The 26,687-nt window shown below is 72.2% G+C and carries 20 protein-coding genes and 1 pseudogene; 10 read left to right on the forward strand and 11 right to left on the reverse strand.

What is annotated here, in order from left to right:
- Positions 1-17: 17 nt before the first annotated feature.
- The 3 genes from HD596_RS27235 to HD596_RS27245 form a co-directional block, all read right to left on the reverse strand.
- Positions 18-1,958, reverse strand: coding sequence for a glycosyl hydrolase family 18 protein (locus HD596_RS27235; RefSeq protein WP_185072155.1), 1,941 nt, complete (start codon positions 1,956-1,958; stop codon positions 18-20).
- A 108-nt stretch (positions 1,959-2,066) separates the two neighbouring features.
- Positions 2,067-2,798, reverse strand: coding sequence for an aspartate/glutamate racemase family protein (locus HD596_RS27240; RefSeq protein ID WP_185072156.1), 732 nt, complete (start codon positions 2,796-2,798; stop codon positions 2,067-2,069).
- Positions 2,795-4,276 carry an NCS1 family nucleobase:cation symporter-1 gene (locus tag HD596_RS27245; RefSeq protein WP_185072157.1) on the reverse strand — a complete coding sequence of 494 codons (1,482 nt, stop codon included), beginning with the start codon at positions 4,274-4,276 and terminating at the stop codon, positions 2,795-2,797. Before HD596_RS27245 ends, HD596_RS27240 begins: the two co-directional genes overlap by 4 nt.
- A 124-nt stretch (positions 4,277-4,400) precedes the next feature.
- Between HD596_RS27245 and HD596_RS27250 the strand changes: the two genes are divergently transcribed.
- The gene (locus HD596_RS27250; RefSeq protein WP_221519537.1) at positions 4,401-5,000 is read left to right on the forward strand and encodes a helix-turn-helix domain-containing protein; all 600 of its coding nucleotides are present in this window, start codon (positions 4,401-4,403) and stop codon (positions 4,998-5,000) included.
- Between the two features lie 417 nt (positions 5,001-5,417).
- Here HD596_RS27250 and HD596_RS62100 read toward each other — a convergent pair.
- From HD596_RS62100 to HD596_RS27270, 3 genes and pseudogenes are all read right to left on the reverse strand, one after another.
- A pseudogene (locus HD596_RS62100) lies at positions 5,418-5,759 on the reverse strand (VOC family protein); the annotation flags it as partial.
- A 126-nt stretch (positions 5,760-5,885) separates the two neighbouring features.
- Complete coding sequence (locus HD596_RS27265; RefSeq protein WP_281398278.1) at positions 5,886-6,629, reverse strand: 4-carboxy-4-hydroxy-2-oxoadipate aldolase/oxaloacetate decarboxylase; 744 nt, start codon at positions 6,627-6,629, stop codon at positions 5,886-5,888.
- Entirely contained in the window at positions 6,626-7,363 is a 738-nt protein-coding gene (locus tag HD596_RS27270; protein WP_313044766.1) for a PIG-L deacetylase family protein, read from the reverse strand. Before HD596_RS27270 ends, HD596_RS27265 begins: the two co-directional genes overlap by 4 nt.
- A 113-nt stretch (positions 7,364-7,476) precedes the next feature.
- Here HD596_RS27270 and HD596_RS27275 point away from each other — a divergent pair, with 113 nt between their 5' ends.
- The gene (locus HD596_RS27275; protein ID WP_185072159.1) at positions 7,477-8,280 is read left to right on the forward strand and encodes an NAD(P)-dependent oxidoreductase; all 804 of its coding nucleotides are present in this window, start codon (positions 7,477-7,479) and stop codon (positions 8,278-8,280) included.
- 42 nt (positions 8,281-8,322) lie between these two features.
- Here the strand turns inward: HD596_RS27275 and HD596_RS27280 are convergent, their stop codons facing one another.
- Entirely contained in the window at positions 8,323-8,961 is a 639-nt protein-coding gene (locus HD596_RS27280) for a GntR family transcriptional regulator (protein ID WP_313044768.1), read from the reverse strand.
- Between the two features lie 210 nt (positions 8,962-9,171).
- On the opposite strand from HD596_RS27280, the gene HD596_RS27285 reads away from it, so the two are divergent.
- The 6 genes from HD596_RS27285 (at position 9,172) to HD596_RS27310 (ending at position 18,385) form a co-directional block, all read left to right on the forward strand.
- Positions 9,172-9,663, forward strand: a complete 492-nt coding sequence (locus tag HD596_RS27285) for a hypothetical protein (protein WP_185072160.1) — start codon at positions 9,172-9,174, stop codon at positions 9,661-9,663.
- Positions 9,663-11,045, forward strand: a complete 1,383-nt coding sequence (locus HD596_RS27290; protein ID WP_185072161.1) for a hypothetical protein — start codon at positions 9,663-9,665, stop codon at positions 11,043-11,045. Before HD596_RS27285 ends, HD596_RS27290 begins: the two co-directional genes overlap by 1 nt.
- Positions 11,042-12,379 carry a VWA domain-containing protein gene (locus HD596_RS27295; RefSeq protein WP_185072162.1) on the forward strand — a complete coding sequence of 446 codons (1,338 nt, stop codon included), beginning with the start codon at positions 11,042-11,044 and terminating at the stop codon, positions 12,377-12,379. The genes HD596_RS27290 and HD596_RS27295 overlap by 4 nt, the downstream gene beginning before the upstream one ends.
- A 12-nt stretch (positions 12,380-12,391) precedes the next feature.
- On the forward strand, positions 12,392-13,507 hold the full coding sequence (locus tag HD596_RS27300; protein WP_185072163.1) for an ATP-binding protein: 1,116 nt from the start codon (positions 12,392-12,394) through the stop codon (positions 13,505-13,507).
- Positions 13,504-16,272 (forward strand): DUF5682 family protein, encoded by a 2,769-nt coding sequence (locus HD596_RS27305; RefSeq protein WP_185072164.1) that lies wholly within the window; start codon positions 13,504-13,506, stop codon positions 16,270-16,272. The genes HD596_RS27300 and HD596_RS27305 overlap by 4 nt, the downstream gene beginning before the upstream one ends.
- 193 nt (positions 16,273-16,465) lie before the next feature.
- Positions 16,466-18,385 (forward strand): serine/threonine-protein kinase, encoded by a 1,920-nt coding sequence (locus HD596_RS27310; RefSeq protein ID WP_185072165.1) that lies wholly within the window; start codon positions 16,466-16,468, stop codon positions 18,383-18,385.
- A gap of 24 nt (positions 18,386-18,409) precedes the next feature.
- Here HD596_RS27310 and HD596_RS27315 read toward each other — a convergent pair whose 3' ends face one another.
- Together HD596_RS27315 and HD596_RS27320 are read right to left on the reverse strand one after the other, a co-directional pair.
- The gene (locus HD596_RS27315; RefSeq protein ID WP_185072166.1) at positions 18,410-18,691 is read right to left on the reverse strand and encodes a hypothetical protein; all 282 of its coding nucleotides are present in this window, start codon (positions 18,689-18,691) and stop codon (positions 18,410-18,412) included.
- 125 nt (positions 18,692-18,816) lie between these two features.
- Complete coding sequence (locus tag HD596_RS27320; RefSeq protein WP_185072167.1) at positions 18,817-19,950, reverse strand: MFS transporter; 1,134 nt, start codon at positions 19,948-19,950, stop codon at positions 18,817-18,819.
- Between the two features lie 5 nt (positions 19,951-19,955).
- Between HD596_RS27320 and HD596_RS27325 the strand changes: the two genes are divergently transcribed.
- Positions 19,956-20,459 carry a MarR family winged helix-turn-helix transcriptional regulator gene (locus tag HD596_RS27325; RefSeq protein WP_185072168.1) on the forward strand — a complete coding sequence of 168 codons (504 nt, stop codon included), beginning with the start codon at positions 19,956-19,958 and terminating at the stop codon, positions 20,457-20,459.
- A gap of 177 nt (positions 20,460-20,636) precedes the next feature.
- Here HD596_RS27325 and HD596_RS27330 read toward each other — a convergent pair whose 3' ends face one another.
- Positions 20,637-21,554, reverse strand: a complete 918-nt coding sequence (locus HD596_RS27330; protein WP_246554894.1) for a polysaccharide deacetylase family protein — start codon at positions 21,552-21,554, stop codon at positions 20,637-20,639.
- Between the two features lie 213 nt (positions 21,555-21,767).
- Here HD596_RS27330 and HD596_RS27335 point away from each other — a divergent pair, with 213 nt between their 5' ends.
- Entirely contained in the window at positions 21,768-25,094 is a 3,327-nt protein-coding gene (locus HD596_RS27335; RefSeq protein WP_185072169.1) for a glucodextranase DOMON-like domain-containing protein, read from the forward strand.
- 25 nt (positions 25,095-25,119) lie between these two features.
- On the opposite strand, the gene qcrB is transcribed toward HD596_RS27335, so the two are convergent.
- A complete protein-coding gene (qcrB, locus tag HD596_RS27340; protein WP_185072170.1) occupies positions 25,120-26,631 on the reverse strand; it encodes a cytochrome bc1 complex cytochrome b subunit in 1,512 nt (503 codons plus the stop codon).
- Positions 26,632-26,687: the final 56 nt, after the last annotated feature.

Genomic DNA, 26,687 nt, shown 5'->3' on the forward strand with positions numbered 1-26,687 from the left:
CCCGCCAGAACGCCGGGTCAGCTCAGGCCGGACTTCATGGCCGTGAGGAGCTCGGCGTTCGTGGTGTCGCCGCTGAGCTCCCAGAAGAACGCGCCGCCGAGGCCCTGGCTCTTCGAGTAGCTCATCTTGCCGCCGATCGTGCTCGGCGTGTCATAGCTCCACCACTGGCCGCCGCAGTACGCGTACGCGGTGCCCGCGACCGTGCCGGTGGACGGGCAGCGGGTCTTGAGCACCTTGTAGTCCTCGATGCCCTGCTCGTACGTGCCCGGCGCGGGTCCCGAGGCCGTGCCGCCGGGCGCGGCCTGCGTGACGCCGGCCCAGCCGCGGCCGTAGAAGCCGATGCCGAGCAGCAGCTTGCTCGCCGGCACGCCCTTGCTCTTGAGCTTCTGGATCGCGGCGTCGGAGTAGAAGCCCGGGGTCGGGATCCCGGAGTAGGAGGTGAGCGGTGAGTGCGGGGCGGTCGGGCCCTGCGGCGCGAAGGCGCCGAAGTAGTCGTACGTCATGACGTTGTACCAGTCGACGTACTGCGCGGCGCCGGCGTAGTCGGCCGCGTCGATCTTGCCGCCGTTCGTGCCGTCGGCGGTGATGGCCGCGGTGACCAGGTTGCCGGAGCCGAAGCGGGAGCGCAGCGCCGACATGACGTTCTTGAACGCCGCCGGGCCGCTGGAGTCGCAGGTGAGGCCGCAGGCGTTCGGGTACTCCCAGTCGATGTCGATGCCGTCGAACACGTCCGCCCAGCGCGGGTCCTCGACCAGGTTGTAGCAGGAGTTGGCGAAGGCCGTGGGGTTCTGCGCGGCCTGGGTGAAGCCGCCGGACCAGGTCCAGCCGCCGAAGGAGAACAGCACCTTCAGGTTCGGGTACTTCTTCTTGAGCTTGCGCAGCTGGTTGAAGCTGCCGCGCAGCGCGCCCGCGTCCCACGTGTCGGCCACGCCGTCCACGCTCTCGCCCGCCTGGTAGAAGCGGTCGTAGTCGGCGTAGCTGTCGCCGATCGTGCACTGGCCGTTCTGCACGTTGCCGAACGCGTAGTTGATGTGCGTCAGCTTGGCCGCCGAGCCGCTCGTGTCGATGTTCTTGACGTGGTATCCGCGCTGGTAGACGCCCCACTGCACGAAGTAGCCGAGCACCTTGTTCCCGCCTCCGCCGCCGCCCGTGGTCGTGGCGGTGACGGTGTTGCTGTTGGCGGAGCGGTTGCCGGCGGCGTCGCGGGCGCGGACGGTGTAGCTGTAGGCGGTGTTGGCGGCCAGCCCCGTGTCGGTGTGGGTGGTGCCGGTGACGGTGGTGATGAGGGTGCCGCCCCGGTAGATCTCGTAGCCGGTGACGGCGACGTTGTCGGTGGAGGCGTTCCAGGCCAGGGAGACGGTGCTGCCGCTCACGCCGGTCGAGCGCAGGTTGCCCGGCACGGTCGGCGCGCTGGTGTCCGTGCCGCCGCCCGTCGTGGTGGCGGTGACGGTGTTGCTGTTGGCGGAGCGGTTGCCGGCGGCGTCGCGGGCCCGGACGGTGTAGCTGTAGGCGGTGTTGGCGGCCAGCCCCGTGTCGGTGTGGGTGGTGCCGGTGACGGTGGTGATGAGGGTGCCGCCCCGGTAGATCTCGTAGCCGGTGACGGCGACGTTGTCGGTGGAGGCGTCCCAGGCGAGGGAGACGGTGCTGCCGGTCACGCCCGTCGAGCGCAGGTTGCCGGGCACCGACGGGGCGGTGGTGTCGGTGCCGCCGCCGGTCGAGGGCTTCCACAGGGCGGGCACGTTCGGGGGCTCCCAGCCGGGCTGGGAGGTGTGGCTCTGGACGCACTCGTACTCGACGCCGTTGTACGTGACGTGCGTGCCCGCCGTGTACGCCGTCCACGGGGCCCACTCGGCGAGGGCGGCGTACGCCGAGGCGGAGGCCGGCGGCGGGGCCACCGCCACGGCCGTGAGGGGCAGCAGTAACGCCACCAGGATCTTGCTCAGGACACTGTGTCTCATGACGCTCCGACATCCGGTTGGGGGTGTACGAGGGGTGGGATGCCAGGAAACTATTAGGAAAGTTTCCTTTAAGTTATGAGACGACGTTAGCCTCTGCCTGCGGAGGCGTCAATGAGTGAAATCCCCGAGTAAACCCGAGTACCGCTTCGGCGGCGGCGGGGCGTACTCGCCGCGCGTGCTGGTCCGCAGCCCGAGCGACACCAGCGACTCGACGAGCTTGGTCGCCGCCGTCACCCCGTCGATCACGGGCACGCCCGTCTCGCGCGACACCTCGGCGCAGGACGACGCCATGCCCGCGCAGCCGAGCACTACCGAGTCGCTCCCGTCGCGCTCGACCGCCGAGGCGCACAGCTCGGTCACGGTCTTGCGGGCGGCCGGATCCTCCAGGTCGAGCACCGGGATGTCGCAGGCGTGCACGCCTCGGCAGGCGGCGGCGAATCCATATCGGTGGGCCAGCTCCCAGGCCCGGCCCACGGTCCTGGACAGGGTCGTGACCACGCTGAACGAGCGCCCGACCAGGGTGGCGGCGTGCATGGCGGCCTCCGCGATCCCGACCACGGGGCCGGTGGCCAGCTCGCGGGCCGCGTCCAGGCCCGGGTCGCCGAAGCAGGCGATCACGTACCCGTCCACGCCGTCGCGCTCGCCCGCCGCGACCTCGGCCAGCACCCCCGGCACGGCGAGCGCCTCGTCGTAGTGGCTCTCGATCGACTCCGGGCCCATGCTCGGGCTGACGGCCGTGACGACGGTGCCCGGCGACGCCACCGCCCTGGCGCATCGGCCGATGGACTCGGTCATGGCCAGGGCGGTGTTCGGGTTGATCACTTTGATGCGGTACGTCATGCCGCGGCGATCCTGGGCACGCGCCGCTCCAGGGTCACCAGCGCCACGAAGCCCAGCCCGCAGCCGATGAACCAGCTGTAGTCGGCGATCCACGTCAGGTCGGCCGTCGTCACACCGAGGTCGAGCAGCATCTTGGGCACGAGCACGGAGGCGATGGCGGGCACGCCGCTCGCGACGGTGGCCCAGATCGCGTTGGGGTTGTAACCCTTGCTGAACCAGTAGCGGCCGGACCGGTCGAGGGTGAACAGGTCGTCCACCGCCACCCGCTGCCGCGCGCACACGTAGTAGCCCGCGATTAGGATCCCGAACAGCGGGCCGATCAGCGCGCCGAGCAGGCCGAGCGTGTAGTGGATGGCGTCGGGGTTGCCGTACCAGTTCCACGGCGTGAGCAGCACCGAGCCGACCGCCGCGATCATCCCGCCGGTGCGCCAGCTGATCCGCTGCGGGCTGACGTTGGAGAAGTCGAACGCGGGCGAGATGAAGTTCGCGACGATGTTGATGCCCACGGTCGCGATCACGAAGGTCAGGCCGCCGAGGAGGATCGCGAACGGCGTGTCGATGCGCTGCACGGTGTGGATCGGGTCGGTGATGAGCTCGCCGAAGACGGGGACCGTGGCCGAGGCGGTGATGACCGTCAGGATCGAGAAGAACAGGAAGTTGACCGGCAGGCCGAGGAGGTTGCCCTGCTTCACCGCCCGAAATGACCGGCCATACCGCGAAAAATCGCCGAAATTCAGCATCGGCCCGGAGAAGTACGATACGACCAGGGCGATCGCGCTCAGCATGACCGGGATCGACTCGCCGAACCCGAGGCTGTCGCCCTGCGACAGGTCCAGGCTGATGTTCTCCCAGCCCGCCTTGCTCACCAGGTAGATGGCCAGCGCGACCATGACCACGTACACCGCGGGCCCGGCCCAGTCCACGAAGCGCCGGATCGCGTCCATGCCCCGCCAGAACACGGCCGCCTGCGCGACCCACAGGATCGCGTAGCAGATGTACCCGAGCGCGGACAGGCCGAGGAAGCTCGGCCCGTTCAGCGCGGCGGTGGCCGGCCAGAACTTGAGGAAGACGATGATGAGCGACTGCGAGGCCAGGTATGTCTGCACGCCGTACCACGCGATGGCGATGGCGCCGCGCACGATGGCGGGGATGTTCGCGCCGAGCACGCCGAAGACGGCGCGGTTGATCACCGGGTACGGTACCCCGGTGACCTGGCTGGGCTTGGCCACCAGGTTGCAGAAGACGTTGACGATGACGATGCCGGCCAGCAGCGCGAAGAGCACCTGCCAGCTCGCCAGCCCGAGCGCGAACAGGCTGCCCGCGGTGACGTAGCCGCCGACGCTGTGCACGTCGGACATCCAGAAGGCGACGATGTTGTACGACGACCAGGTCTGCTCGCGCAGCGGCGCGAGGTCCTCGTTCGTCAATCGAGGGTCGTAGGCAGGGGGCTGCGTTACCGAGACGGTGGGCTCTGTCATGTGCGGCATCCTTGGGGGGTGACGTGCGTCCGAGTGTTAAGTGATCGCTTAACACCTGCTGTTAATGTATGCCTTGACATCCGATTGATGATTGCGCCCGTGTTAAGCCCTTGTGACGGAGACGATGGACAGCCCAACTGACCTGGAAGCGGTCGGCAACGAGCGCCTCGGTCAGCGGCTCCGCGAGCTCCGCACCCGCTCGGGGAAGTCGCTGCGGGCGGTGGCGCGGGAGCTGGGCATCTCGGCCAGCGCGGTGTCGCAGATCGAGCGGGGGACGATGCGCCCCTCGGTGAGCCGGCTCATCGCGTACGTCTCCACCATCGGGGTGCCGCTGGCGGCCGTCTTCGACGCGCAGGAGGAGCCCCGCACGGACTCCGCGTCGCCCGGCTTCGCGATCAGGCGGGCCTGGGAGGTCGCGCCGATACAGCTCAGCGGGGGAGTGACGTTCCGCCGGCTGTCACCGGGGCCGACGCCCGACGTGGAGTTCTTCGAGTCCACCTACCCGCCGAACGCCGTCTCCACGGCTCACGGGCAGTTCCTCAAGCACGAGGGGTACGAGGTGGGCACGGTCACGGAGGGGGAGCTGACCATCGAATTCGAGTCGGAGGTGGTGACCCTGTCCAAGGGCGACTCGATCACCTTCCCGTGCAGCCGGCCGCACATCATCGGCAACCGCTCCAGCACCGTCACCGCCGTCGCCACCTGGCTGATCGTGCACCGCTGAGCAGCACCCGAGGGCGATGGGCGGGGTGCCGTGGGTGTGGAAGGAGGCGATGGTCTTCAGCCCCCACGCCTGGCCCTTGGCCCGCTCGGCCTCCGTCCACGTGATCGTCCGCCAGTCGGGCGCCAGGATGAGCCTCGTCAGCGGGTTGCACAGCTCGACGCGGTTGCCGCCGGGCTCGTAGACATACAGGAAGAAGGTCTGCTGGATGGCGTGCCTGTGCGGGCCGGTCTCGATGAACACGCCGCTGTCCAGGCAGAGGTCGGCGGCCGCGGCCTCGGCGGCCAGGAAGTTGACGTGGTCGAGGCGGCGCACGCCCACGCCGTGGCCGGGGAACGCCTGCGGCTGGTTCTTCAGCGCGGGACGCAGCTCCCCGGGGGGCTCGTACCACTGCGACTCCCAGTAGAGGCGCAGCTCGTGGCCGTCGGGGTCGCGGAAGGCGTACGTCGGGCCGCGGCCCGGGGCGCCGTGCCGCCAGCCGATGCCCAGGCCGGCGTCCTTGATCGCGCGCACCCGGCGCTCCAGCGCCTCCTGGCTGCTCGCCCGCAGTCCGGTCGAGCCGATGCCGGAGGTGCGGTGGGCTGTCAGCGTGAGGCTGTGGTGCTCGTAGTCTTCGTACGTGCGCAGGTGGATCGAGTCGCCGGCCTGTGCGGCGGCGGTCATGCCGAGGATCTCGGTGAAGAACCACAGGCTGCGCTCCTGCTCGGGCGTGCGCAGCTCGACGTCGCCGAGGTGGGCGATGTCATGCAGCAGAGCGTTCATCGCCGGTGACGTCGCCGAGCCCCATGAGCTTGCCCGCCCGGACGCGCAACGACTGCACGCGCTTCCGAGGGTCGCGGGGGAGGTCGCGGGCCAGGAAGTAGGCCCCTTTGGAGGTGCCGCCACGCATCACCATGCATCGCACACCGCCGTCGTCGCCCGTGCGCACGCCGTCACATCGGTCCGTACTCGGCGGCCGTCACGTACGTAATGCCGAGTCCGGGCAGTCGCTCGCGCAGGCCGTAGCGGTCGAGCCCCAGCTCCCCCTTCGCGAACGCCTCCCGCGCCGCGGCCTCCTTCGCGGCTCTGGCGGCGGAGGCGGAGATGGCCCGCTCCAGGTCGCCCCCGCGGCACCACCAGCACCCCGTCGTCGTCGCCGAGGATCGTGTCGCCGGGCCGGACGAGCTGCCCGCCCACGGTGACGGGCACGTTGACGGCGCCGGGCGTCGCCTTGACCGTGCCCTGGGCGCTGACGGCCGCGCTCCACACCGGGAAGCCCATGGCCCGCAACCCGGCGACGTCGCGTACGCCCGCGTCGATCACCAGCCCGCGCACGCCCCGGGAGCGCAGCGAGGTGGCCAGCAGCTCACCGAACATCCCGTCGGTGGACGGCGAGGTCGTGGCCACGACCAGGACGTCCCCCTCCTGGCACTGCTCGACCGCGACGTGGATCATCAGGTTGTCGCCCGGCCAGCACAGCACCGTGACCGCGTTGCCGCCCGTGCTGCACCTGGGCCACGCGGGGCGCAGCCCCGGCCCCAGGTAGCCGGTGCGGCCGAGCGCCTCGTGGACGGTCGCGACGCCGTACGCGGCCAGGGCGTCGATCCGGTCGAGGCTCGACCGCGGCGTGCCGGTGACGACCACGTGCCTCATGCCAGCACGTCCGTCACCTGCGGGTAGAGCCGCATGTACGCCTCGCCCATGGTGTCGTGCGGCAGGCCGAGGTTGGGGCCCGCGTTGCGGCGCAGCTGCACCCCGCGGCGCTTGGCGAGGTCGGTGTAGTAGTCCCACATGTGCTGCTGGGCCGGCAGGCACTCCATCGCCTTGCGCTTCCTGTCGAACACCGGGGTGATGTCGAGCAGCACGTCGGGCTTGAAGTCGCACTGCTCGGGCTGGTGCGGCTCGAAGAAGAACACGGGCGGCGCGCCGAGCGGCTCGCCCGGCGCGTCGTAGCCCGCGGCCTGCGCCAGCACGCGGGCCTGCAGCGCCATGCGGGCCGCCGCGGGGTGGTCGCCGTTGTACGGGTCGGCCAGCGGATGCGTCAGCACCACGTCGGGCTCGACCTCCCGGTAGATCCGCACCAGCCGGTCGACCAGCTCCGGGGTCTCCACCAGGGGATAGTCGCCCGCGTCGAGGAACTCGATCTCGGCGCCCAGGGCCGCGGCCGCGTTCTGCGCCTCCTCGCGGCGGATCGCCTTGATCTCGTCGAGCGTACGGCCGGCGCGCCACGCCTTCGCGGACTCGCCGCGCTCGCCGAAGCTGAGACAGACCACCTTGGCCAGCTCGCCGCGGCCGGTCGCGAGCGCGATGGCGCCGCCCGCGCGCCAGACGAAGTCGCCCGCGTGGGCGCTGATCACCAGAAGTGTGGGGGTCTTTGCCGAGGTCACTCGCTGACGCTACGAGCCGATCGATCATATTGTCAACAGTTTCATCGGCAATCCGGCTGGATGCTCGACAGTGGGGCTGGTCGAGGGCGTGATTCGACAATATTGTCAACGATATGGCTATTCTCATGCAGGTGGCGGTGCTCGGCTACGGCGAGGTCGGCCGCGTCCTCGCGCGTGGCCTCGCGCCCCGGGTGCGCCTTCGGGTCTACGATCCCGCCCACCCGCCGTCGCCGTCCGGCGGGCCGCCGCTGGTCGCGTGCAACGCCGAGGCCGTACGCGGGGCCGACGTCGTCATCGCCGTGACCACCGGCGCCGACAGCCTGGCCGCCTGCGAGGAGTCGCGCCCCAGCCTGAGGCCCGGCGCGCTCTACGCCGACCTGTCCACGAGCGCGCCCGGCGACAAACTGCGCATCGCCGAGCTGGTGGCGTCGGCGGGCGCGTCGGCCGTGGACGGCGCGATCATGGCGCCGATCCCGCTGCGGGGCCTGGCGACCCCGATCCTGGCCAGCGGCGGCGACGCGGCCCGCTTCGCCGCCTTCGCCGGCCGCCACGGCATGGACGTGACGCCGATCGGCGGCTCGCCCGGTGACGCGGCGGCTCGCAAGCTGCTGCGGAGCGTGCTGGTGAAGGGGTTGAGCGCGCTCGTCATCGAGTCCCGGCGGGCCGCCGAGGCGGCGGGGCTGGGGGAGTGGTTCTGGGAGCACCTGCTGGAGACGGTGTCCGCGGCCGACGAGCGGTTCGTGGTGCGGCTGCTGGAGGGGGCGGGGCAGCACAGCGTGCGCCGGGTGCACGAGATGCACGCGGCCACCCGGATGCTGGAGTCGCTCGGGGTGCCCCACGCCATGACCGCCGCCACGGCCGTCACCCTGGAGGACGTGAGCCACACCGGCCTCCCACCCGTCCCGGGCGGGCCATGAGGCGGCCCGTCAGCGGGGCGGCCTCCAGAGCGGCGGTGGCCGTCAGTCGGTGGCCTCCAGGGCTTTGGCGACGCTGCGCAGGTGCTGCTGCATGGCCGTCTGTGCCGCCTCCGGGTCGCGGGCGACGATGGCGGCCACGATCAGCTCGTGCTGCGGCAACGACAGCGCCGCCCGCCCCGGCTGCCGGGCCAGGCGGAACTTGTGCCGGATCACCTGCGCCCCCAGCCGCTCGATGATCGACGCCGACGTCTGGTGGGCGGCGATCTCGCGGACCTTGGCGTGCAGCGCCGCGTTGAGCTCGGAATATCGGTCGAGGTCGTTGCGCTCCACGGCGGCGCGCATCTCGGCGACGATCTCCCGCAGCCGCCCCGCCTGCTCGGGGGTGACGCGCTCGGCGGCCTTGGCGGCGGACAGGCCCTCCAGCACCATCCGCACCTCCGTGATCTCGACGGCCTCCGCCTTGGAGATCGCCCGGACCCGGGCGCCCTTGTTGCGTAGGATCTCGACCAGCCCCTCCGAGGCCAGCTCTCTGAACGTCTCGCGCACGGCCGCGCGGGTGGCCCCGAACTGCTCGCACACGTCGGCCTCGACCAGGCGCTGGTTGGGCACGAAGTCCCCGCCGAGCACGGCCGCTCTGAGCCGGTCGGTCAGCGTCTCCTCCAGCGGGGACTCAGGGGTCACGGAATCCTCCTGTACTTCGAGTTTCGTTGACAATATTATCGACAATTATCCTCGGAGCCGCGAACCCGCGAGGACCTTGGGCTTTGATCGTTTAGGCCCGATCTGTCGGTGAGCTCCGGTAAGTTCCCGGATCATTGATCAGCCGGTCACGAAGGCGCACGCATTCCCGCATGCGCCCGTGCGCCGGCCGGGGCGGGAGGGTTCGAGGTCGTGGACGCGGACAGAGCCGCGTGGGAGCAGCGCAGCGTGGTGCGGGTGGTGCCGCCTGTCGAGCCGAGGAAGCTGGCGAAGGTGCCCTTCGTCGAGCTGGCCGACGGGCGGTTGCAGGGGGTCGTGTCGAGCGGATCCGACATCGAACGGGTCTACGTCTCCTCCATCACCGCCGGCACCCACGCCCTGAGCTGCAGCACCAACAACAACCGGCCGTGCGGCGCGCTGCACGGTTACGCCTGTAAGCACATCCACCAGCTGGCCGACGAGGCCGTCCTGCAGTACGGGCTGGACCGGGTGTCCCGTTACCTGGGGGTGGAGGTGCCGGAGGGCCAGTCCCTGATGTCCGCCATCAAGGGGCCGGTCGAGCGCACCCCGGCCGCCGTGGTGTTCAGCAGGTTCCTGCGCCACCTGGCCTACCTGGAGGTGCCCGACAGCACGGAGCCGCTGGCCGAGCTGCACTGGTTCCCCGCGACGAGGGCGGTGCGCTGATGCTCGACGTACAGCTCGGAGAGCTGCTGGGCGACGCCCCGGCCGGGGCCGGCGAGGCGCTCGACCTGGTGGCGGGGTTCGACGACGCGCTCACCCACGGGTTCGCCCGGCTCGGGGAGGAGGCGTCGGCGGCGCTGGCCGCCCTGGCGGGCGCGCTGGCCGGCAGCCCGCTCGGCGACCGGCTGGCCGAGGCGGCGGAGAAGGTGAGCGCCGGGTCGGTCGGCGACGAGCACCTGGCGGCGCTGGCCGGCGGCCGGGCTGCGCTGCTCGGCGCGGTGCACGACGCGCTGCTCGCCCGGTTCGACACGGCGCTCGGCCGCACCCGCGCGACCTGGGAGGCCGCCGCGGACGCGGGCGACCCGGCGGGCGTGCTGGCCGCGTGCCGGGGCTGGCTGCGCGAGCTGGCGATCACCGGCTGGCGCGGCGTCGACCACGACGTGGTCTCCTCCGCCGATCCGGCGATCGAGGCGCTGCTGGCCACGCCCGAGCTGCGCGGGCTGGCGGTGCTGCTCGACGGCCTGGCGGCGGAGCTGCGGGCGTCCTGCCCGGTGGGCACGATGGAGCGGCTGCCCGTCCGCAGGTGGGCCGACCTGTGGACGCGTGCCCTGCTGCTGTCCCAGAAGGGCACCTGGCACGGCGCCGCCGAGCCGGTCTCGGGCCGGCTGCTGATCCTCGGCGCCGACGTCCACGAGCACGCCACCGTGGTGCGGGTGCAGGTCCACGGCATCCTCGAGCCCGCGGGCGGCGCCCCCTCCCGGCTGGTACGCACGAGCGTGGCGGCCGCGAAGGTGGACACGATCTCCGGCCCGTCCGTGTGGCGGCTGATGGGCGACCACCCCGTGCTCATGGGCGCGCTGGCCGGGCACCTCAGCCTGGAGCTCACCGACATGCCGCTGCTGCCGGGCGGCGACCTGGTGTGGCACGACGGCAAGGCGAGCACGGGAGCGGCGGCCGACCCGTTCGCGACCGCGCGGGTCCAGCTCGCCGAGGCCGTGGCTCCGGCCACCCCGCCGCTCGACCGCCATCCCGTACGCATCGCGGAGCCGGTCTTCCTGGAGGGCTACACGATCCGCGACGAGACGCTCGACCTGGGCGGCAGCTCGCTCCCGGTGGCCCTCGACCGGCTGCCGGCCTGCGGGCCGCTCACGCCCGAGCTGGTGTCGGCCTCCTCCGCCTGCATCGGCCTGATGCGCTGGGACGGCGGGCAGTGGCTCCTGCAGCCGCTCGCCGTGCAGGCCACGGTCAAGAAGAAGGGCGTCACCGCGCACAACGGCGACTGGGCCATGGGCCCCACCGACCCCAAGGTCGTCAAGGCCGAGGCCAGGGCCGGCGACGCGGTCGCCGTGCTGCGCGAGCGGGCAGGGCGGCTGCTGCGGAAATGACCGACACCCACAGCGCCACCCACAGCGACACCGGCAACGACAACGTGCAGGGCGCCGACGCGACCCGGCGCCAGGTGCTCTACTGGCGCCTGCTGTCGCGCGTGTTCGGCGCCGACGAGCAGCCCGCTCTGGAGCGGGCGAGCGTGGCCATCGTCGACGACCTCGGCCTCCCCGCCGGCCTGCTCGACCCCGGCGTCTCGATCGACAACCTCGTGCAGCGCTTCCCCGGCTTGGCCGACGAGCTCCAGGACCTCATGGCCGAGAAGGAGCACGAGGACGGCGACGAGGTGCGCCGCGCGGTCCTGGTCTCCAAGCTGCTGCTCAACGTGTTCTCCACGGGCACCGGCAACGTCACCGCGAGCAAGCTGGAGAGCTGGAAGAAGGACGCCGGCTGGTTCGAGCGCGGCATGGGCTGCGAGCCGGGCGGGCTGCGCCACAGCCCCGGCGACGAAGAGGTGGCCGCGGTCCTGGCGGGCATCGAAGGCGACCTGGTCAAGCGCATGCACCTGCGCGAGGTGCTGGCCGACCCGGCGCTGGCCCGGCAGCTCACGCCCAGCATGTCGCTCATCGAGCAGCTGCTGCGCGACAAGTCCAACCTGTCGGGCGTCGCGCTGGCCAACGCCAAGGCGCTGATCCGCAGGTTCGTGGACGAGGTCGCCGAGGTGCTGCGTACCCAGGTGGAGAAGACGAGCGTGGGCGTCATCGACCGGTCGGTGCCGCCGAAGCGGGTCTTCCGCAACCTCGACATCGAGCGGACCATCTGGAAGAACCTCACCAACTGGAGCCCGGAGGACCAGCGCCTCTATGTCGACCGGCTCTACTACAAGCAGACCGCCCGCCGCACCACCCCGGCCCGCCTGATCGTGGTCGTCGACCAGTCGGGCTCGATGGTGGACGCGATGGTCAACTGCACCATCCTGGCGTCGATCTTCGCCGGGCTGCCCAAGGTGGACGTGCACCTCATCGCGTACGACACCCGGGCCATCGACCTGACCCCGTGGGTGCAGGACCCGTTCGAGGTGCTGCTGCGCACCACGCTCGGTGGCGGCACCGACGGCACGGTGGCGATGGCCCTGGGCCGGCCGAAGATCACCGATCCGCGCAACACCGTGATGGTGTGGATCTCCGACTTCTACGACAACCGATCGCTGATCAACGACTTCGCGGCGATCCACCGCTCGGGGGTCAAGTTCATCCCCGTCGGCTCGGTCAACAGCTCCGGACACGCGAGCGTCGACCCGTGGTACCGCCAGAAACTCAAGGACCTGGGCACTCCGGTGATCTCAGGCCATATCCGCAAGCTCGTCCTCGAGCTCAAGAACTTCCTCGCTTAGGAGACCTCACCCATGAGTGACGACATGCTGCGCGCCCCCGCAGAGGTGAAGTACGCGGAGGAGCTCGACTGGCTGGAGTCGATCGACGACAGCCCCAAGCCGTTCTCGTGGCGGCTGAGCCCCCGCATGATCAGGCTGTTCATCCTCGGTTCCGAGCGCTCCGACGGGCTCGACCGGGAAATCTCCCAGAAGTGGTTCGGCGACCGCAGCTTCGTCGAGCGCAGCATCGTGACCCTGGCCTCCGACCGGGGCCTGCTGCTGATCGGCGACCCGGGCACCGGCAAGAGCTGGCTGGCCGAGCTGCTGGCCGCGGCCATCTGCCGCAACTCCACGCTCGTGGTCCAGGGCACGGCGGGCACGACGGAAGACCACATCAAATACTCCTGGAACGTCTCCATGGTCATCGCCAAGGGCCAGTCCCGCCAGTCGATGATCCCCTCGCCGATCATGACGGCGATGGAGAAGGGCGTGATCGGCCGCTTCGAGGAGCTGACCCGCTCGACCAGCGACGTGCAGGACGCGCTGATCTCGATCCTGTCGGAGAAGTACGTCTCCATCCCCGAGCTCGACGACGACAACATCGTCTTCGCCCAGCCCGGCTTCTCCATCATCGCCACCGCCAACAGCCGCGACCGGGGCGTCAACGACCTGTCCTCGGCCCTCAAGCGCCGCTTCAACTTCGTCCGCATCCCCGTCGTGACGAACAAGAAGAGCGAGGCGGAGATCGTCCGCTTCCGCACCGAGGAGCTGCTGCGCCGGCACAAGATCGAGCTGGACCTGCCGCCGACGCTGCTGGACATCCTGCTGCAGAGCTTCGCCGACCTGCGCTCGGCCGCCGCGTCGGCCACCAGCGACGACGAGAAGCTGGAGTCGGCGCTGTCCACGGCCGAGCAGATCGGCGTGCTCGAGGACGCCATCCTGCACAGCAACTTCTTCGGCGACCGCGTGCTGCGCGCGCAGACCCTCGCCGGCTCGCTGGTCGGCTCGCTGGCCCGGCGCAGCCCCGAGGACCTCGCGATCCTCAACAAGTACTGGCACGGCGTCGTCGAGCCCCGCAGCAAGAAGGAGGGCGGGGAGTGGCCGGAGTTCCTCGAGGGCGGCCGCGAGGCCATCGCCACCCTCTCATGACCGGCCAGACGAGCCCGTTCGGCGCGCTGCGCGAGCAGCTCCTCGACGCCGCCGCCGCGTTCGCCGGCAGTCCCGTGGCCGTGTCGGACATCCTGTCCGGCCTGGTCGACGACGTGGACCGGGCGCTGCGCGAGGAGCTGGAGATCTTCCCGGTCTGCCACCACTCGCCGGCCTCGGCGCTGGCGATGGTGCGCAGGCTGCGGGAGAAGCAGCCGAAGGTCATCTACCTGGAGCTCTGCGAGGACCTGCAGCCGCTGCTGACCGAGCTGCGCAACTGCCGGCTGCCGGTGGCGGTGCAGGCGTTCGCGACCCAGATCGACGGCTTCCCGCCGTCGTGGGCGCCGCTCAGCGTGGTGGCGCCCATCACGGAGGCGTCCGCCGAGTACCAGGCCATCTCGTACGCGCTGGAGACCCCGGGCGTCGAGCTGGTGCTGGTCGACCGCTCGACGGACCACGTCTTCCAGTGGGCGCCGAACGAGGAGCCCGGCAAGAAGGAGCACGCCGAGGAGGCCGGCCTGCACGGCGACGCGGTGGGCGTCGAGCTCGGCGACCTGCGCCCGCGCTTCGCCGAGCTGGAGGAGCACCTGCTGCACCACGGCAAGGTGCGCCACTGGTCCGAGTGGTGGGACCAGTACGTCGAGCAGCCGCTGTCGGGCGCCGACTACGACACCTACCGCCAGGTCATGGTGCTGATCGGCAGCCTGTTCCGCCGCCTCGACCGCGACGGCGGCCGGCGGCGCGTGGACGAGGACCGCGAGCGCTACATGTGGACCAGGATGCGCGAGCACCTGGCCGCCTCGGGCGCCGACCCGGCCGACTGCCTGTACGTGTGCGGCGCCTTCCACGCCGCCAGCCACGTCGAGCAGTTCGGGCTGAGGTCCACGGCGACCTTCGAGATCACCCCGCGAACCGGCACGAAATGGCTGTACGGCCTCATCCCGTCCAGCCACTCGGCCATCGAGGCCCAGTTCGGGCTGGCCTCCGGCTCGGTGTCGATCGCGGCGGCGACCTGGGACAAGTCGCTGACCCGCAGCAAGCTGACCCCATTCCAGCTGGCAGGGCAGAGAGGCACGCGCAAGCGCGCCGGAGCTCGGGCCAAGCTGCCCGCGCCCGTCCCCCAGGGCGAGGTGGCCGACCGGCTGACCGGGTTCCTGTCGAAGCCGCCCGCGCTCGACGAGCTGGACGAGGCCGAGCTGCTCGGCTGGAGCGTGGAGATCGTCCGGCTGGCCCGCCGCAACGGCTACCTGGCCAGCACCGCCGACGCGATCGCCGTGTTCGAGACCTCGATCCTGCTCGCCGGCATGCGCAACCGGGCCAGGCCGACCCCGTACGACTTCCAGGACGCGGCCGTCACCTGCATCGAGAAGGACGTCGTGCCGGGCCGCCGCGACGTGCGGCGGCTGTGCGAGATCATGCTCGGCGGCGACCGCGTCGGCGAGGTCGGCTACGACGCCCTGCCGCCGCTGGCGCGCGACGTGTACGACCGGCTCGCGCCGCTCAAGATGGACCTGGAGAAGCGCACGATCCAGCGGGCGCTGCTCGACCTCAACGCCAACCCGGAGCTGGTGCCCTGCTCCGACCTGCTGTGGATGCTGCGCTACCTGCTGCCGTCGGACGCCGTGCGCCCCATCATGGGTGAGCGCAGGCTGGGGGAGCGCTCGATCCAGGAGAGCTGGGACGTGGCGTTCGGCAAGCACCAGCGCTCGATCATCGAGCTGGGCTACGAGGGCGTCACCATCGAGCAGGTGATGGAGCAGCGGCTGCGCCGTTCGGTGTGGGACCCCAAGGCCACGGCGGCCGTCGCGCTGGCGGCCGTCGAGGACGCGGTGCTCTTCCTCGGCAGCCGCCGCTTCGCCGACGAGCTGGGGCAGCGGGCCGTGGAGCTGCTGGCGAGCGAGCGGAGCGTGGACGACGCGCCTGAAGTGCTGCGCAGGATCCGGCGGCTGATGTCCTACTACCGCGCCCACGAGCCGGAGCTGCCGGCCTGGTGCGAGGAGTTCGCGACCTCCGGCTACGCGCATTACTGCACCCTGCTGCCGACGGCCTTCGTGGACGACGACACGGGGGCGCGGCAGGTCGGGGCCATGCTGGGGTTCCTGTTCTCGATGGAGAGCCTCGCGCTCTCGCTGGGCTGCGACCGGGCCCAGCTGGAGCTGGCCGTGCAGCAGTCGCATCCGGAGGCGCCGGACAAGGTGGCGCTGCTGTGGGCGGCGCGGACCCAGCTCGGGCTGCTGCCGCTGGCCGAGCTGCGGGCGCGGTGCGACGAGCTGCTGGCCAACCCGCTGGTGGTCCCGTCGTTCCCGCTCTACATCCTGGGGTTCGTCCAGGCGATGGAGCCCGTTCCCGCCCTGTCGGGGTTCGTGGTGGAGGTGATCTCGAAGGCGTTCGGGCAGCTGCCCGACCGGGTGCTGCTGCCGTGGCTGCCGAAGCTGATCACGACGCTGCGGGACCAGGCGGGCGAGCTGATGCCGGTGCTCGTACGCGAGGCCGGGCGCACGTTCCCCGGCACGCTGGCCGCCGTGGACGGCTGGGTGCCGCCGTGGACGGCGCGTCCCGCCGCCGCGGCACCGGCCGGGTCGGGGCCGGTCGCGTCGGGGCCCGTAGCCGAGCTGCTCCTGGGGCATCCGGCCGCGTGTGACGCGGTGGCGGGGCTGCTCGGCTGCGAGGGCTCGTGGCAGGCCCCGGCGCCGGGGCGCGGGGAGGTCGCCGCGCTCCTGGCCGGCCACCCGGAGCCCGCTCTGGCGGTGGCGGGCCTGCTCGCCTGACGCTGCGGGCGGCCCCGTCAGGTACGGGGCCGCCCGCGCTCTCCGGGAGATGAATCACCGGGAAACAGCGCATGACGTTTCTCTGACCAGGGCAAATATGTCCATTTATGTCGCCCTCCGGGGTAATCCACGAGGGCCTTCCGAATCGTAGTATCCGGTGCTACAGCTCCTGCGCGATTCGAAGAGGGAACCAGTGTCGCGTCCGCAATCGGGGGACCACCTCGGCCAGATCGCCGCCTACCGCCTCATCCGGTTCCTCGGCGAGGGCGGGCAGGGCGTGGTCTACGTGGGCCTGAGCCCGTCGGGCGACGAGGTCGCGATCAAGGTGCTGCACGCCCGGCTCTCGGACGATCCCGAGGCGCGGCGCAGGTTCTTCAGGCAGGTGGACCTCGCCCGCCGGGTCGCCCCGTTCTGCACCGCGCGGGTGCTGGACATGGGAATGCAGGCCGACCGGCCGTACATCGTGAGCGAGTACGTACGCGGCGAGTCCCTCGAACGCGCGGTCAGGCAGGACGGCCCCCGCACCGGCGGCGGGCTGGAACGGCTCGCGGTCGCCACGGCGACGGCGCTGGCCGCCATCCACCGCGCCGGGGTCGTCCACCGCGACCTGAAGCCGGGCAACGTCATCCTCGGGCCCGAGGGCCCCGTGGTCATCGACTTCGGCATCTCGCGCGCGCTCGACCACGCCGTCACGCAGACCGGGGCGTTCGGCACGCCCGGGTACATGGCGCCCGAGCAGGTGAGCGGCGGGGAGGTGGGGCCGGCGGCGGACGTGTTCAGCTGGGCGGCCACGATGGTGTTCGCGGCGACGGGGCGGCGGGCGTTCGCCGGGGAGTCGGTGGCGGCGGTGCTGCACGCGCTCCTGTACGACCCGCCCGACCTGTCCGGAGTGCCCGCCCCGCTCCGGTCGCTGGTGACCACGTGCCTGGACAAGAACCCCGCCCGGCGGCTCACGGCGGACGACCTGGTCCGCGCCCTGACCGGCGGCGACACCCTGACCCTGCCGGCCGCTCCCGAGCCTGACTTCGAGGGCACGCCATCCCGCCGGGTGCCGCGCCGCGCGGTGCTGGCCGTCGGAGCGGCCGCCGCGGCAGCGGCCGTGGCCGTGGCGATGTGGCCGCGCGAGCGGGATCCGGTACGTCCGGCCGCCCCCGCCCTCCGGTTCGGTGCGGAGCTCGGCAAGCCCCTGACCGGCCACACCAACGACGTGCGGGCGGTGTCCCTGGGCACCCTCGACGGCGTCCCCGTCACCCTGACCGGCTCGGACGACGAGACCGCCCGCCTGTGGAACCTCCGCACCTCCCAGCAGATCGGCCGGCCGCTCGCCGGCCACACCGAATGGGTCAGATCGGTCGTCCTCGACCAGCTCGACGGCGTGCCGATCGCCGTCACCGCCAGCGACGACGACACCGCCCGCGTCTGGGACCTGCCCGCCGGCGGGTCCCGCGTCCTGGCCGGGCACGAGGGCGACGTCAAGTGCGTGGCGACCGGCCGGATCGGCGGCCGGCACGTCGCCGTCACCGCCTCCACCGACGGCACCGCCCGCGTCTGGGACCTGCGTACGGCCAAGGAGTACGGCAAACCGCTGACCGGCCACGAGGGCGGCGTGTGGGCGGTCACCGTCGGCCAGGCGGCCGGCACGACCGTGGCCGTCACCACCGGCGACGACGGGACCGTGCGCGTCTGGGACCTGGCCGCCAGGAAGCAGCTCGGCCGGTCGCTGACCGGCCACTCCGGCTGGGTGCGGTCGGTGGCGCTGGGCTTCATGAACGGCACGCCCGTGGTGGTCACCGGCGGCGAGGACATGACCGCCCGCGTCTGGGACCTGATCGCCTGGAAGCAGCTCGGCGCCCCGCTCACCGGCCACACCGGCGTCGTGTGGTCGGTGGCGATGGGCAACCTCGACGGCACGCCCGTGGCGGTCACGGCCAGCGAGGACAGAACGGTACGCGTGTGGGACCTGAACACCAGGAAACCGCTCGGCGCCCCGTTCACCGGGCATTCCGACTGCGTCTGGTCGGTGGCGGTGGGCCTGCTCGACGGCCGGCCGGTGGCCGTCAGCGGCAGCCGCGACCAGACCGCCCGCACCTGGAACCTCGCCCCGGTCCGCTGACCGCGATCCGCGACGTTTCCGTGGTCAGGCACGCGCTCCGGCGGGCGTCCGCATCTCGCGTTCCATGCGCTGGAACTCCTGGGGCAGCTCCTCCCGCGTCTCCTCGATACGCACGGCGGTGCCGAGCGCGAACAGCGCGGGAGCCCACTGCCCGACGAAGATGCCCCACCGGTCGGCCCGGTCGATGCCGGCGCGCTCGTACTTGAGCGAGGCGGTCCAGGCCGCGACCGACAGCCCTATCGAGGCCAGGCCTGCCGCGTACAGCATGCTGGACCGGATCCCCATCTTGTGGAGCGTTCTGATCATGGCGTTCCCCCTGAGAGCGAGCGAATGTTGCTGCCTACGCCTCGCTGCCCGCGACGGGTGGACCGATGTGGCGGTTGCCGGAAGATTGACGTCCGGGGGTGGGGTCTTTGCTGTGTGGTCGCGGCTCACGCTCCGCCGTCGCGGGGCAGCGTCTCCCTGCGGTGGAGCGCGATGGCCAGGCCGATCCCCAGGGCGGCGGTCACCACCAGGAACGCCGGGCCGCCGCCGTAGCGGTCGCCGAGAGGGCCGGCCAGCGTCGCGCCCGCGGCACTGCCGATCTGCCCGGCGGTCGTCAGCCAGCCGAACAACGTGCTGCTGCGCCCGCCGGCGACCTGGGCCGCCAGGTGGTCGTTGGTGGCCAGCCACGGCGAGAGCGCGACGCCGAACAGGGTGATCGCAACGGCCATCGCCGCGATCGTGGTCGGCATGGCCAGTGGCAGCGAGGTCGCGGCGAGCGTTGCGAGCAGCCACAGGTAGCGGTCGCGCTGAGGACCGTGCGCGCCGCGCGCCGCCATGATCAGACCTCCGGCGAGGCTGCCGGCCGACCAGAGCGCGACCAGGAGGCCGGACTGGTGCGGCGCGCCGGCGTGGGCGGCGAAGGCGGGCAGGAGCACCCACATCGCGCCCATGCAGATCCAGTAGGCGAGGTAGGTGGCGCCGAGAGTGCGTACGGCGGGGATGGCCAGCAAGGACGGCCCGGCGGGGTGGACCCGGTGCGCCAGGGCGGGCACGAGCGCGATCCCGGCCGCCAGGGCGACCGCGCCGATCAGCGCGCTGGCGACGAGCGCGGCGGCGGGACCGGCGAGCGCCACCCAGCCGCTCACCCATAAGGGCGATCCGATGTAGACGGTCTCGACCGCGACGGCGTTGACGGCGTAGGCCCTGGACGGGTCGCCGGAGGAGGTGAGGTGGGGCAGCATCGAGCGGACGCTGCTGGAGATCGGTGGCGTGCACAGTCCCGACAGGGCCGCCGCGCCGATGGTCTGCAGCGGGCCGTGACTGGCCGCGAGGGCCAGCTCGGCGGCGAGGAAGAGCGTGCCTGAGACGATCAGAACGCGCCGGTCGCCGAAGCGCGGCAGGCCGCGCGACCACCACGGCGCCGACAGCGCCATGCCCGTGGCCGCCGCTCCACTGGCGAGTCCGGCAGTGGTGAAGCCGCCTGCCTCGGCTCCCACCAGCGCGATGAGCAGCGGCCGCATCGCGACGGGCAGTTGCGCGAGGTTGAGGCAGACAATCAGCCCGAAAAGGCATACATTCATAAGTTATGAATGAACGGGATCAGCATGCCGCAAACCTGCTGGGCGCATCCGCGCTGCTCGTGGCGGGTATGGTCCGGGAGGCGGTGACCGCCTCGGTCGGCGCGGGCGGCTCGCTGGGCGAGGCATTGATCGCCATCAAGGATCAGCCGGGCCGCACGGCGGACTGGCTGGCCACCGTGTTGCAGATCTCCCAGCCCGGCACGGCGCACCTGATCCGCCGGCTGACCGAGCAGGGGTGGGTCGTGCGCGGCAGCGAAGGACGCGCCCGCCCGCTGCGCCTCACCCCCGAAGGCGAGCGCGTGGCGGCGGCGGCGCTGGAGGCCCGGCAGGCCGTCGTGCAGCGGTTGGTCGATCGGCTGACCGGCGAGCAGCGCGAGCAGCTGGTGGCGATCGCCGGTGCGCTGCTCGGGCCGGAGGCGCGCAGCGAGGAAACGCTGGCCAGGCTGTGCCGGCTGTGCGACCGGGCCACGTGCTGCGAATGCCCCGTCTATGAGGGATTGCGGGGGTGATCGGCCGTTCCGGCACCGCGTGCGCAGCCCGCGCGGGCCGGCAGCCCGGCCGGCCCACGCGGTGTCCCTGCTGCCGGTGACGCATCCTTTCTCGTCGGCGCCTAAGCGCGATCACCGCTCACATCCGGAGATACGGGGAGGATGCGAGAGGGGTTCACGCTTGGCCGGAAGAATTGATCAGTGCAGCTCAGGCGGGGCGGCGTCGAAGACGAGGCGCGGCGGGTGACCGCCGAACAGCTCGCTGACGGTGACGAACCGGTAGCCCCGCCCGGCCAGCTTCCGCAGCACGCGCGGGATGGCCCGCACGGTCGTCGGGTGGATGTCGTGGAACAGGACGACACTGCCGGGCCGCACCGCCCTGAGCGCCCGGCGGGCCACCCTGGCGCTGCTGCGGTAGCGCCAGTCCAGGGTGTCCACGCTCCACAGCACCATCGGCCGGCCGGTCTGGCGGCGCACGGTGGCGTTGAACGCCCCGTACGGCGGGCGCACGAGCCGGGGCACCACGCCCGTGACCGCCCTGATCGCCTGGTCGGTGCGGCCGAGCTGGGAGCGCACCCGGGCGGGCGACAGCATCGTCAGGTCGGGGTGCGACCAGGTGTGATTGCCGATCTCGTGCCCGGCCGCGGCGGTGCGGTGCAGGACGCCGGGGTACGCCACGACGTTGCCGCCCACGACGAAGAACGTGGCGCGGGCGCGGTAGGCGGCCAGGTAGGCCAGCAGCGTGTCGGTGTAGGGGCCGGGGCCGTCGTCGAACGTGAGCGCCACGCACTTGACGCGGCGGCAGTCGACGCGGGGCCGCGGCCGGGCCTCGGTCCTGTCGTCGGGGGCGAACAGCGCCGCCGCACCCGGCACCGCACCCTGCGCGCCGGATGCCGCCGCGCTCGACGCCGCGCTCGACGCCGCGCTCGACGCCGCGCCCGACGCCGCGCTCGACATCGCGCCCGGTGGCGGCGCCGCGTGGGCGGCCTGGGAAGGCGCCGCCAGCGCGCTCGCGCCGCAGGTCATCGCCACCAGCACAGCCGTGGCGACCGTCCTGGCCGTCCCTCGCCTGGCCCCGCCCAGGAAGGGCGGGCGTGACCTCGCACCGATGTCCATCGATCCCCCTTGCGCGCCGCCCCCGGCGCGTCTTCCATAGTGACGACCCCGGTGGGGATCGTTCCACTGAGTACGACAACCGCCGCCCACTCCTGGTTCGCCGGAGACCGCTTTCCAGATGACGGAACCCGGGCGCGACCGGCCCTATGGGCTTGACAGGGGGGTGGGGCTGGTCTTGTCTCTACCCATCGGTGGTCTGGAGGGGAGCCCGGCATGCCTGCGATCCGACGGTCCGTCCTTGCCCTGATCGTCTCCGCCGCGCTGGTCGCCGTACCGGTCGATCCCGTCCTGGCCGCGGCCCCCGCGCCGGGCGCGCCCGGCACGCCCTCCCACTTCGGCCTGGCCCGCAAGGACTGCGTGGGCACGGCCACCGGCAGGACCTCCAAGGTCTGGTACACCGTCGCGGGCGGCGTCCTGTCCGACGTGTACGAGCCCACGATCGACAACACGAACGTCGAGACCATGCAGTTCGTCGTGACCGACGGCAAGACGTTCACCGAACTGCAGGCCCGCGACACCACGTACCAGGTGAGCACCGACCGTTCCGGCATGACCTGCACCATCACCTCCGCGAGCAGGAGCGGCCGCTACCGCCTGACCACCACCTACGTCACCGACCCCGACCGCGACGCCGTGGTGGTGCGCACCCGGCTCCAGCCCGCCGGCCTCCGGCTGTACGTGCGGCTGGACGCGAGCGTGAACGGCAACGGCGGCGGCGGGCAGCCCAACGGCGGCCCCGACACCGGCGTGGTCGACGGCCCCACCGGCGCCCCCGTGATCTCCGACGACAACACCGAGACCTCCGCCCCCGCCCGAGACTACGCCGTGCCCACCCACCTGGCGCTGCGGGCCGAGCGGCGGCTGCCGCAGGCGAGCGTCGGCTACGCGGGCACGTCCGGCGACGGTGCCGCCCAGCTCGACGCCGCCCGCGAGCTCACCCCCTACCCGCAGGCCCCGGCCGGGAACGTGGTCGCCACCGCCAGGCTGCCGATCGACGGGAAGGGCGAGGTGACGTTCGCGCTCGGGTTCGGGCGGACCAGGGCCGCCGCGCTGCGGACCGCGGGCGAGGCCGCCGCCCGGCCGTTCGAGAGCACCCGCGCCCGCTACGAGTCCGGCTGGGCCGCCTACGACGCGCGCCTGCGCAGAGCGCCGGGCGAGCACGCCGACCTCTACCGGCTGTCCGCGAACGTGCTCAAGGCCGGCGAGGACAAGACGTTCCCCGGCGCGGTCGTGGCGTCCCTGGCCAGCCCCTGGGGGCAGGCGGTGGGCGCGGGCGACCTGGTCGGCGGCAAGGCGGTCTACTTCGGCTCCTATCGCGAGGTGTTCGCCCGCGACCTGTACGAGGCGTTCACCGGCTTCCTGGCCGCCGGCGACGTGGCCACGGCCCGCGACACCGCCCGCTTCCTGCTGGAACGTCAGCAGCTGCCCGACGGCAGGATGCCACGCAACTCGCTGCTGAACGGCAGGCCGGCGCCCGACTCCGGCGGTGACCAGCTCGACGAGACCGCGTACCCGATCCTGATGGCCTACCAGTCGGGACTCACCGGGGTGTGGGAGCGCGTGCGGGCGGCGGCCGACTTCCTGGTGGCGCACGGACCGGCGTTCGGCGTGGAGCGGTGGGAGGAGCAGTCGGGCCACTCGCCGTCCACGATCGCGGCCGAGATCGCCGGGCTCGTCGCGGCGGGCGAGCTGGCCGCCCGGGCCGGCGACCAGGCCAGGGCCCGGATCTACCGGGACACGGCCGACCACTTCGCCCGCTCGATCAAGTCGTGGACGGTCACGACCACCGGCCCGTACGCCGCGCGCTACTTCCTGCGCCTGTCACGCGGCGGCGACCCGAACGCGGCGGAGTCGTACAACCTGGGCAACGGCGGTCCCACCGAGGACCAGCGGAGGGTGGTGGACGCGGGCTTCCTCGAGCTCACCCGGCTCGGCATCCTGCCCGCCGACGACCCCGACGTGCTGGCCAGCCTGCCGGTGGTGGACCGCGTGCTCAGGCGTACGACGGCGAGCGGCCCCGGCTGGTACCGCTACGGCTCCGACACCGCGGGCACCGAGGACGGCTACGGCGACTGCCACGAGCCCGACCCCACCTCGTGCGCGCCGTCGGGCCGGCCCTGGCCCACCGGCAACACGGGCTCCGGTCACGTGTGGCCGGTGCTCGCGGGCGAGCGGGCCGAGCAGGCGCTCCAGACCTGTGATGGATCCGCAGCGGAGCGAGGACATCCATCACAGACCTCCGAGCAAGGCTCGGCAATCAGACGCTGTGACTCGAGGACGGCGGCCACGCTGCTGGCGGCCATGCGGGCCATGTCGTCGGGCACCGGCCTGATCCCCGAGCAGGCGTGGGAGAACCCGGACCTGGCCGCCTCGCCGTACGGCACCGACCCGGCCACCGCCTCGATCGGGTTCCGCGACGGCGGCCCGGCGGGCTCGGCGTCCCCGCTGACCTGGGCCCAGGCCCAGGTCGTCCGGCTGGTCCTGGCGCTCGGCTCCACCCGCCCCGTCGAGCAGCCGGACGTCGTACGGCTCCGCTACGCCGCCCGCGGCCTGCCCCAGGCGGCCCCGCTGGCCGTCACCGCCCCCGCGGACGGCACGGCGGTCGCGGGCACGTCGGCGACCGTGGCGGGCACCGCGTCACCGGGGGCGCGGGTGGAGGTCGCGGCCACGCCCGTCGACACCGGCGCGCCCACCCGGGTCGTCTCCGTACGCGCCGGGTCGGACGGCGCCTTCACCGCCCAGGCACCCGTGTCGTTCGGCGAGGTCGTGCTCACCGTGACGGCCACCGCACCGGACGGCCGCACCGCCTACGCCCGGCGCACGGTCGTCGGGGACATCGTGGGCGCCACGACCGTGCTCGACGTGGCCGATCCGGAGGGCGACGACAACGGGCCCGGCACGTACGCGTACCCGACCGCCGGGGACTTCCACCCCGGGGCGTTCGACCTGCGCAGGTTCCAGGTGATCACGGACGCGACGACCGTCTACCTGCGGGCCGAGCTGCGCGATCTCAGCCCGACGTTCGGCAACCAGATGGGCGCCCAGCTGCTCGACGTCTACGTACAGGACCCGGCCGTGGCCACGCGGTCGGACGGCGCGGCGTTCCCCCAGCGCAACTACCGCCTGGGGGACGCCTGGTCGCAGCGGGTGGAGGTGCAGGGCTTCGCGGCCCCGGTCTGGGTGACGGCCGCGGGCGCGGCCCAGGCGGGCGCGGCCGTGCGCTCGTCCGGGACGGCGCGGACCATCACGGTCGCCCTGCCCAGGGCCGCCTTCGGGACGCCCGGCCCCGGGTGGCGCTTCGCCGTGGTGCTCGCCGGGCAGGACGGCTTCAGCGCCGACCAGGCCCGGGGGTTCGCGGCGACGCCGCAGCCGTACCAGTTCGGCGTCTGCGCCCAGGGCGGCACCGGGCCGCTGTGCTCGGCAGACCCCGGCACGGTGCCCAAGGCGCTCGACGTGCTCGTCCCCGCGGGGCAGTCCCAGGCGGACGTGCTCAACCCGCTCCTCGGTCCGGTCACGGTCCCCGCCGTCGCGGTGCCGTGACGAACCCTGCGGCGCGGCGGGCCCGTCAGCGGGACCAGGAGCGCTGGACGGCGTCGTGGACGCGGCGGCGGGCCGGGGGAGGCACGTCGCCATCGGCCGCCACCGGGAGGGCGGGCCGCGCGGGCGGCACGAGCACGGCGGACTCCTCGTCCGTCACCGGCCGTTCGATCTCGGTGAACGCGCCGTCCGCGCCGCGCACGATCACGCCGGTCTCCACCCCGTGCGCCACCGTGTGCCGGTCGCGCGCCAGCAGCCCGAGGCAGATCCTGCGGGCGATCACGAACCCCAGCACCGGCCCCGCGACCACCAGGGCCCGGAAGATCCACGTGGTCGCGTAGAGCGAGATGTGGAAGGTCGAGGAGAGCAGGTCGTTGCCGCCGGCCAGCCAGAGCACGCCGTAGTAGACGATCCCCGCGACCCCGAGGCCCACCCGGACCGGCGCCTCGCGCGGCCGGTCCAGCAGGTGGTGGATCGCGTGGTCCCGGGTGATCCACCGCTCCACGAACGGGTACACCGCCAGCGCCGTGAACAGCAGTCCGGGCGCCCCCAGGGCCGGGATCAGCACGCTCATGGTCACCGTGTGCCCGAAGACCGTGAACTCCCACGGCGGCATGATCCGCAGCGCGCCTTCGAGGAAGCCCATGTACCAGTCGGGCTGCGAGCCGGCGCTGACCGTGCTGGGCGCGTACGGGCCGTACAGCCAGATGGGGTTGACCTGGAACACCGTGGCCAGCGCCGCCACCACCGCGAGCACCCACAGGAAGAACACCGTCGTCTTGGCCAGGAACGCCGGGAAGAACGGCGCGCCCCGCACCACCCCGTCGTTCAGCCCCTTGGCCCTGAACTGGGTGTGCGTCTGCCGCCACGTGAGCACCACCGCGTGCAGCGGCAGGAGCACGAGCAGCAGCCCGGGGATCAGCAGCACGTGCAGGCTGAACAGCCGGGAGATGATGTCCTCGCCGGGGAACTCGCCGCCGAACAGGAACATCGCCAGGTACGTGCCCACCAGCGGCACCGAGATCGTGACCCCGTGCAGGATCCGCAGCCCCGCGCCGGACAGCAGGTCGTCGGGGAGCGAATATCCGAACAATCCGTTGAGCATCACCAGCCCGAACAGGGCCACGCCGATCAGCCAGTTCAGGTCGCGCGGCTTGCGGAAGGCGCCGGTGAAGAAGTTGCGCAGCAGGTGGATGACGATGGCGCCCAGGAAGACGAGGGTGGCCCAGTGGTGCATCTGCCGCATCAGCAGGCCGCCGCGCACCTCGAAGCTGATGTCCAGCGTGGAGGCGTACGCCTGGCTCATCTGGACCCCGCGCAGCGGCACGTAGGCGCCGTCGTAGACCACTTCCTCCATGGTCGGCTTGAAGAAGAACGTGAGGAAGACTCCCGTGAGCAGGACGACCACGAACGCGTACAGCGCGATCTCGCCCAGCAGGAAGGTCCAGTGATCGGGAAAGACCTTCCGCATCGCCTTCTTCAGGAACCCGGCCCCGCCGATCCGATCGTCGAGCGCCTGGGCCAGTGAGCTGACCTTCATCGTCACCCCGCCTATGACTGGATGGGTATGTCACAGACAAGACGGAATGGGGCGGG

It is taken from the genome of Nonomuraea jabiensis (assembly GCF_014204795.1).
Lineage (GTDB): Bacteria > Actinomycetota > Actinomycetes > Streptosporangiales > Streptosporangiaceae > Nonomuraea > Nonomuraea jabiensis.

Excerpts from the sequence above, each read along its gene's own strand:
- HD596_RS27235 (WP_185072155.1), bottom strand. The coding sequence starts at position 1,958 with ATGAGACACAGTGTCCTGAGCAAGATCCTGGTGGCGTTACTGCTGCCC.
- HD596_RS27240 (WP_185072156.1), bottom strand. The coding sequence starts at position 2,798 with ATGACGTACCGCATCAAAGTGATCAACCCGAACACCGCCCTGGCCATG.
- HD596_RS27245 (WP_185072157.1), bottom strand. The coding sequence starts at position 4,276 with ATGACAGAGCCCACCGTCTCGGTAACGCAGCCCCCTGCCTACGACCCT.
- HD596_RS27250 (WP_221519537.1), top strand. The coding sequence starts at position 4,401 with ATGGACAGCCCAACTGACCTGGAAGCGGTCGGCAACGAGCGCCTCGGT.
- HD596_RS27265 (WP_281398278.1), bottom strand. The coding sequence starts at position 6,629 with ATGAGGCACGTGGTCGTCACCGGCACGCCGCGGTCGAGCCTCGACCGG.
- HD596_RS27275 (WP_185072159.1), top strand. The coding sequence starts at position 7,477 with ATGGCTATTCTCATGCAGGTGGCGGTGCTCGGCTACGGCGAGGTCGGC.
- HD596_RS27290 (WP_185072161.1), top strand. The coding sequence starts at position 9,663 with ATGCTCGACGTACAGCTCGGAGAGCTGCTGGGCGACGCCCCGGCCGGG.
- HD596_RS27295 (WP_185072162.1), top strand. The coding sequence starts at position 11,042 with ATGACCGACACCCACAGCGCCACCCACAGCGACACCGGCAACGACAAC.
- HD596_RS27300 (WP_185072163.1), top strand. The coding sequence starts at position 12,392 with ATGAGTGACGACATGCTGCGCGCCCCCGCAGAGGTGAAGTACGCGGAG.
- HD596_RS27305 (WP_185072164.1), top strand. The coding sequence starts at position 13,504 with ATGACCGGCCAGACGAGCCCGTTCGGCGCGCTGCGCGAGCAGCTCCTC.
- HD596_RS27315 (WP_185072166.1), bottom strand. The coding sequence starts at position 18,691 with ATGATCAGAACGCTCCACAAGATGGGGATCCGGTCCAGCATGCTGTAC.
- HD596_RS27320 (WP_185072167.1), bottom strand. The coding sequence starts at position 19,950 with ATGAATGTATGCCTTTTCGGGCTGATTGTCTGCCTCAACCTCGCGCAA.
- HD596_RS27325 (WP_185072168.1), top strand. The coding sequence starts at position 19,956 with ATGAATGAACGGGATCAGCATGCCGCAAACCTGCTGGGCGCATCCGCG.
- HD596_RS27330 (WP_246554894.1), bottom strand. The coding sequence starts at position 21,554 with ATGGACATCGGTGCGAGGTCACGCCCGCCCTTCCTGGGCGGGGCCAGG.
- HD596_RS27335 (WP_185072169.1), top strand. The coding sequence starts at position 21,768 with ATGCCTGCGATCCGACGGTCCGTCCTTGCCCTGATCGTCTCCGCCGCG.
- qcrB (WP_185072170.1), bottom strand. The coding sequence starts at position 26,631 with ATGAAGGTCAGCTCACTGGCCCAGGCGCTCGACGATCGGATCGGCGGG.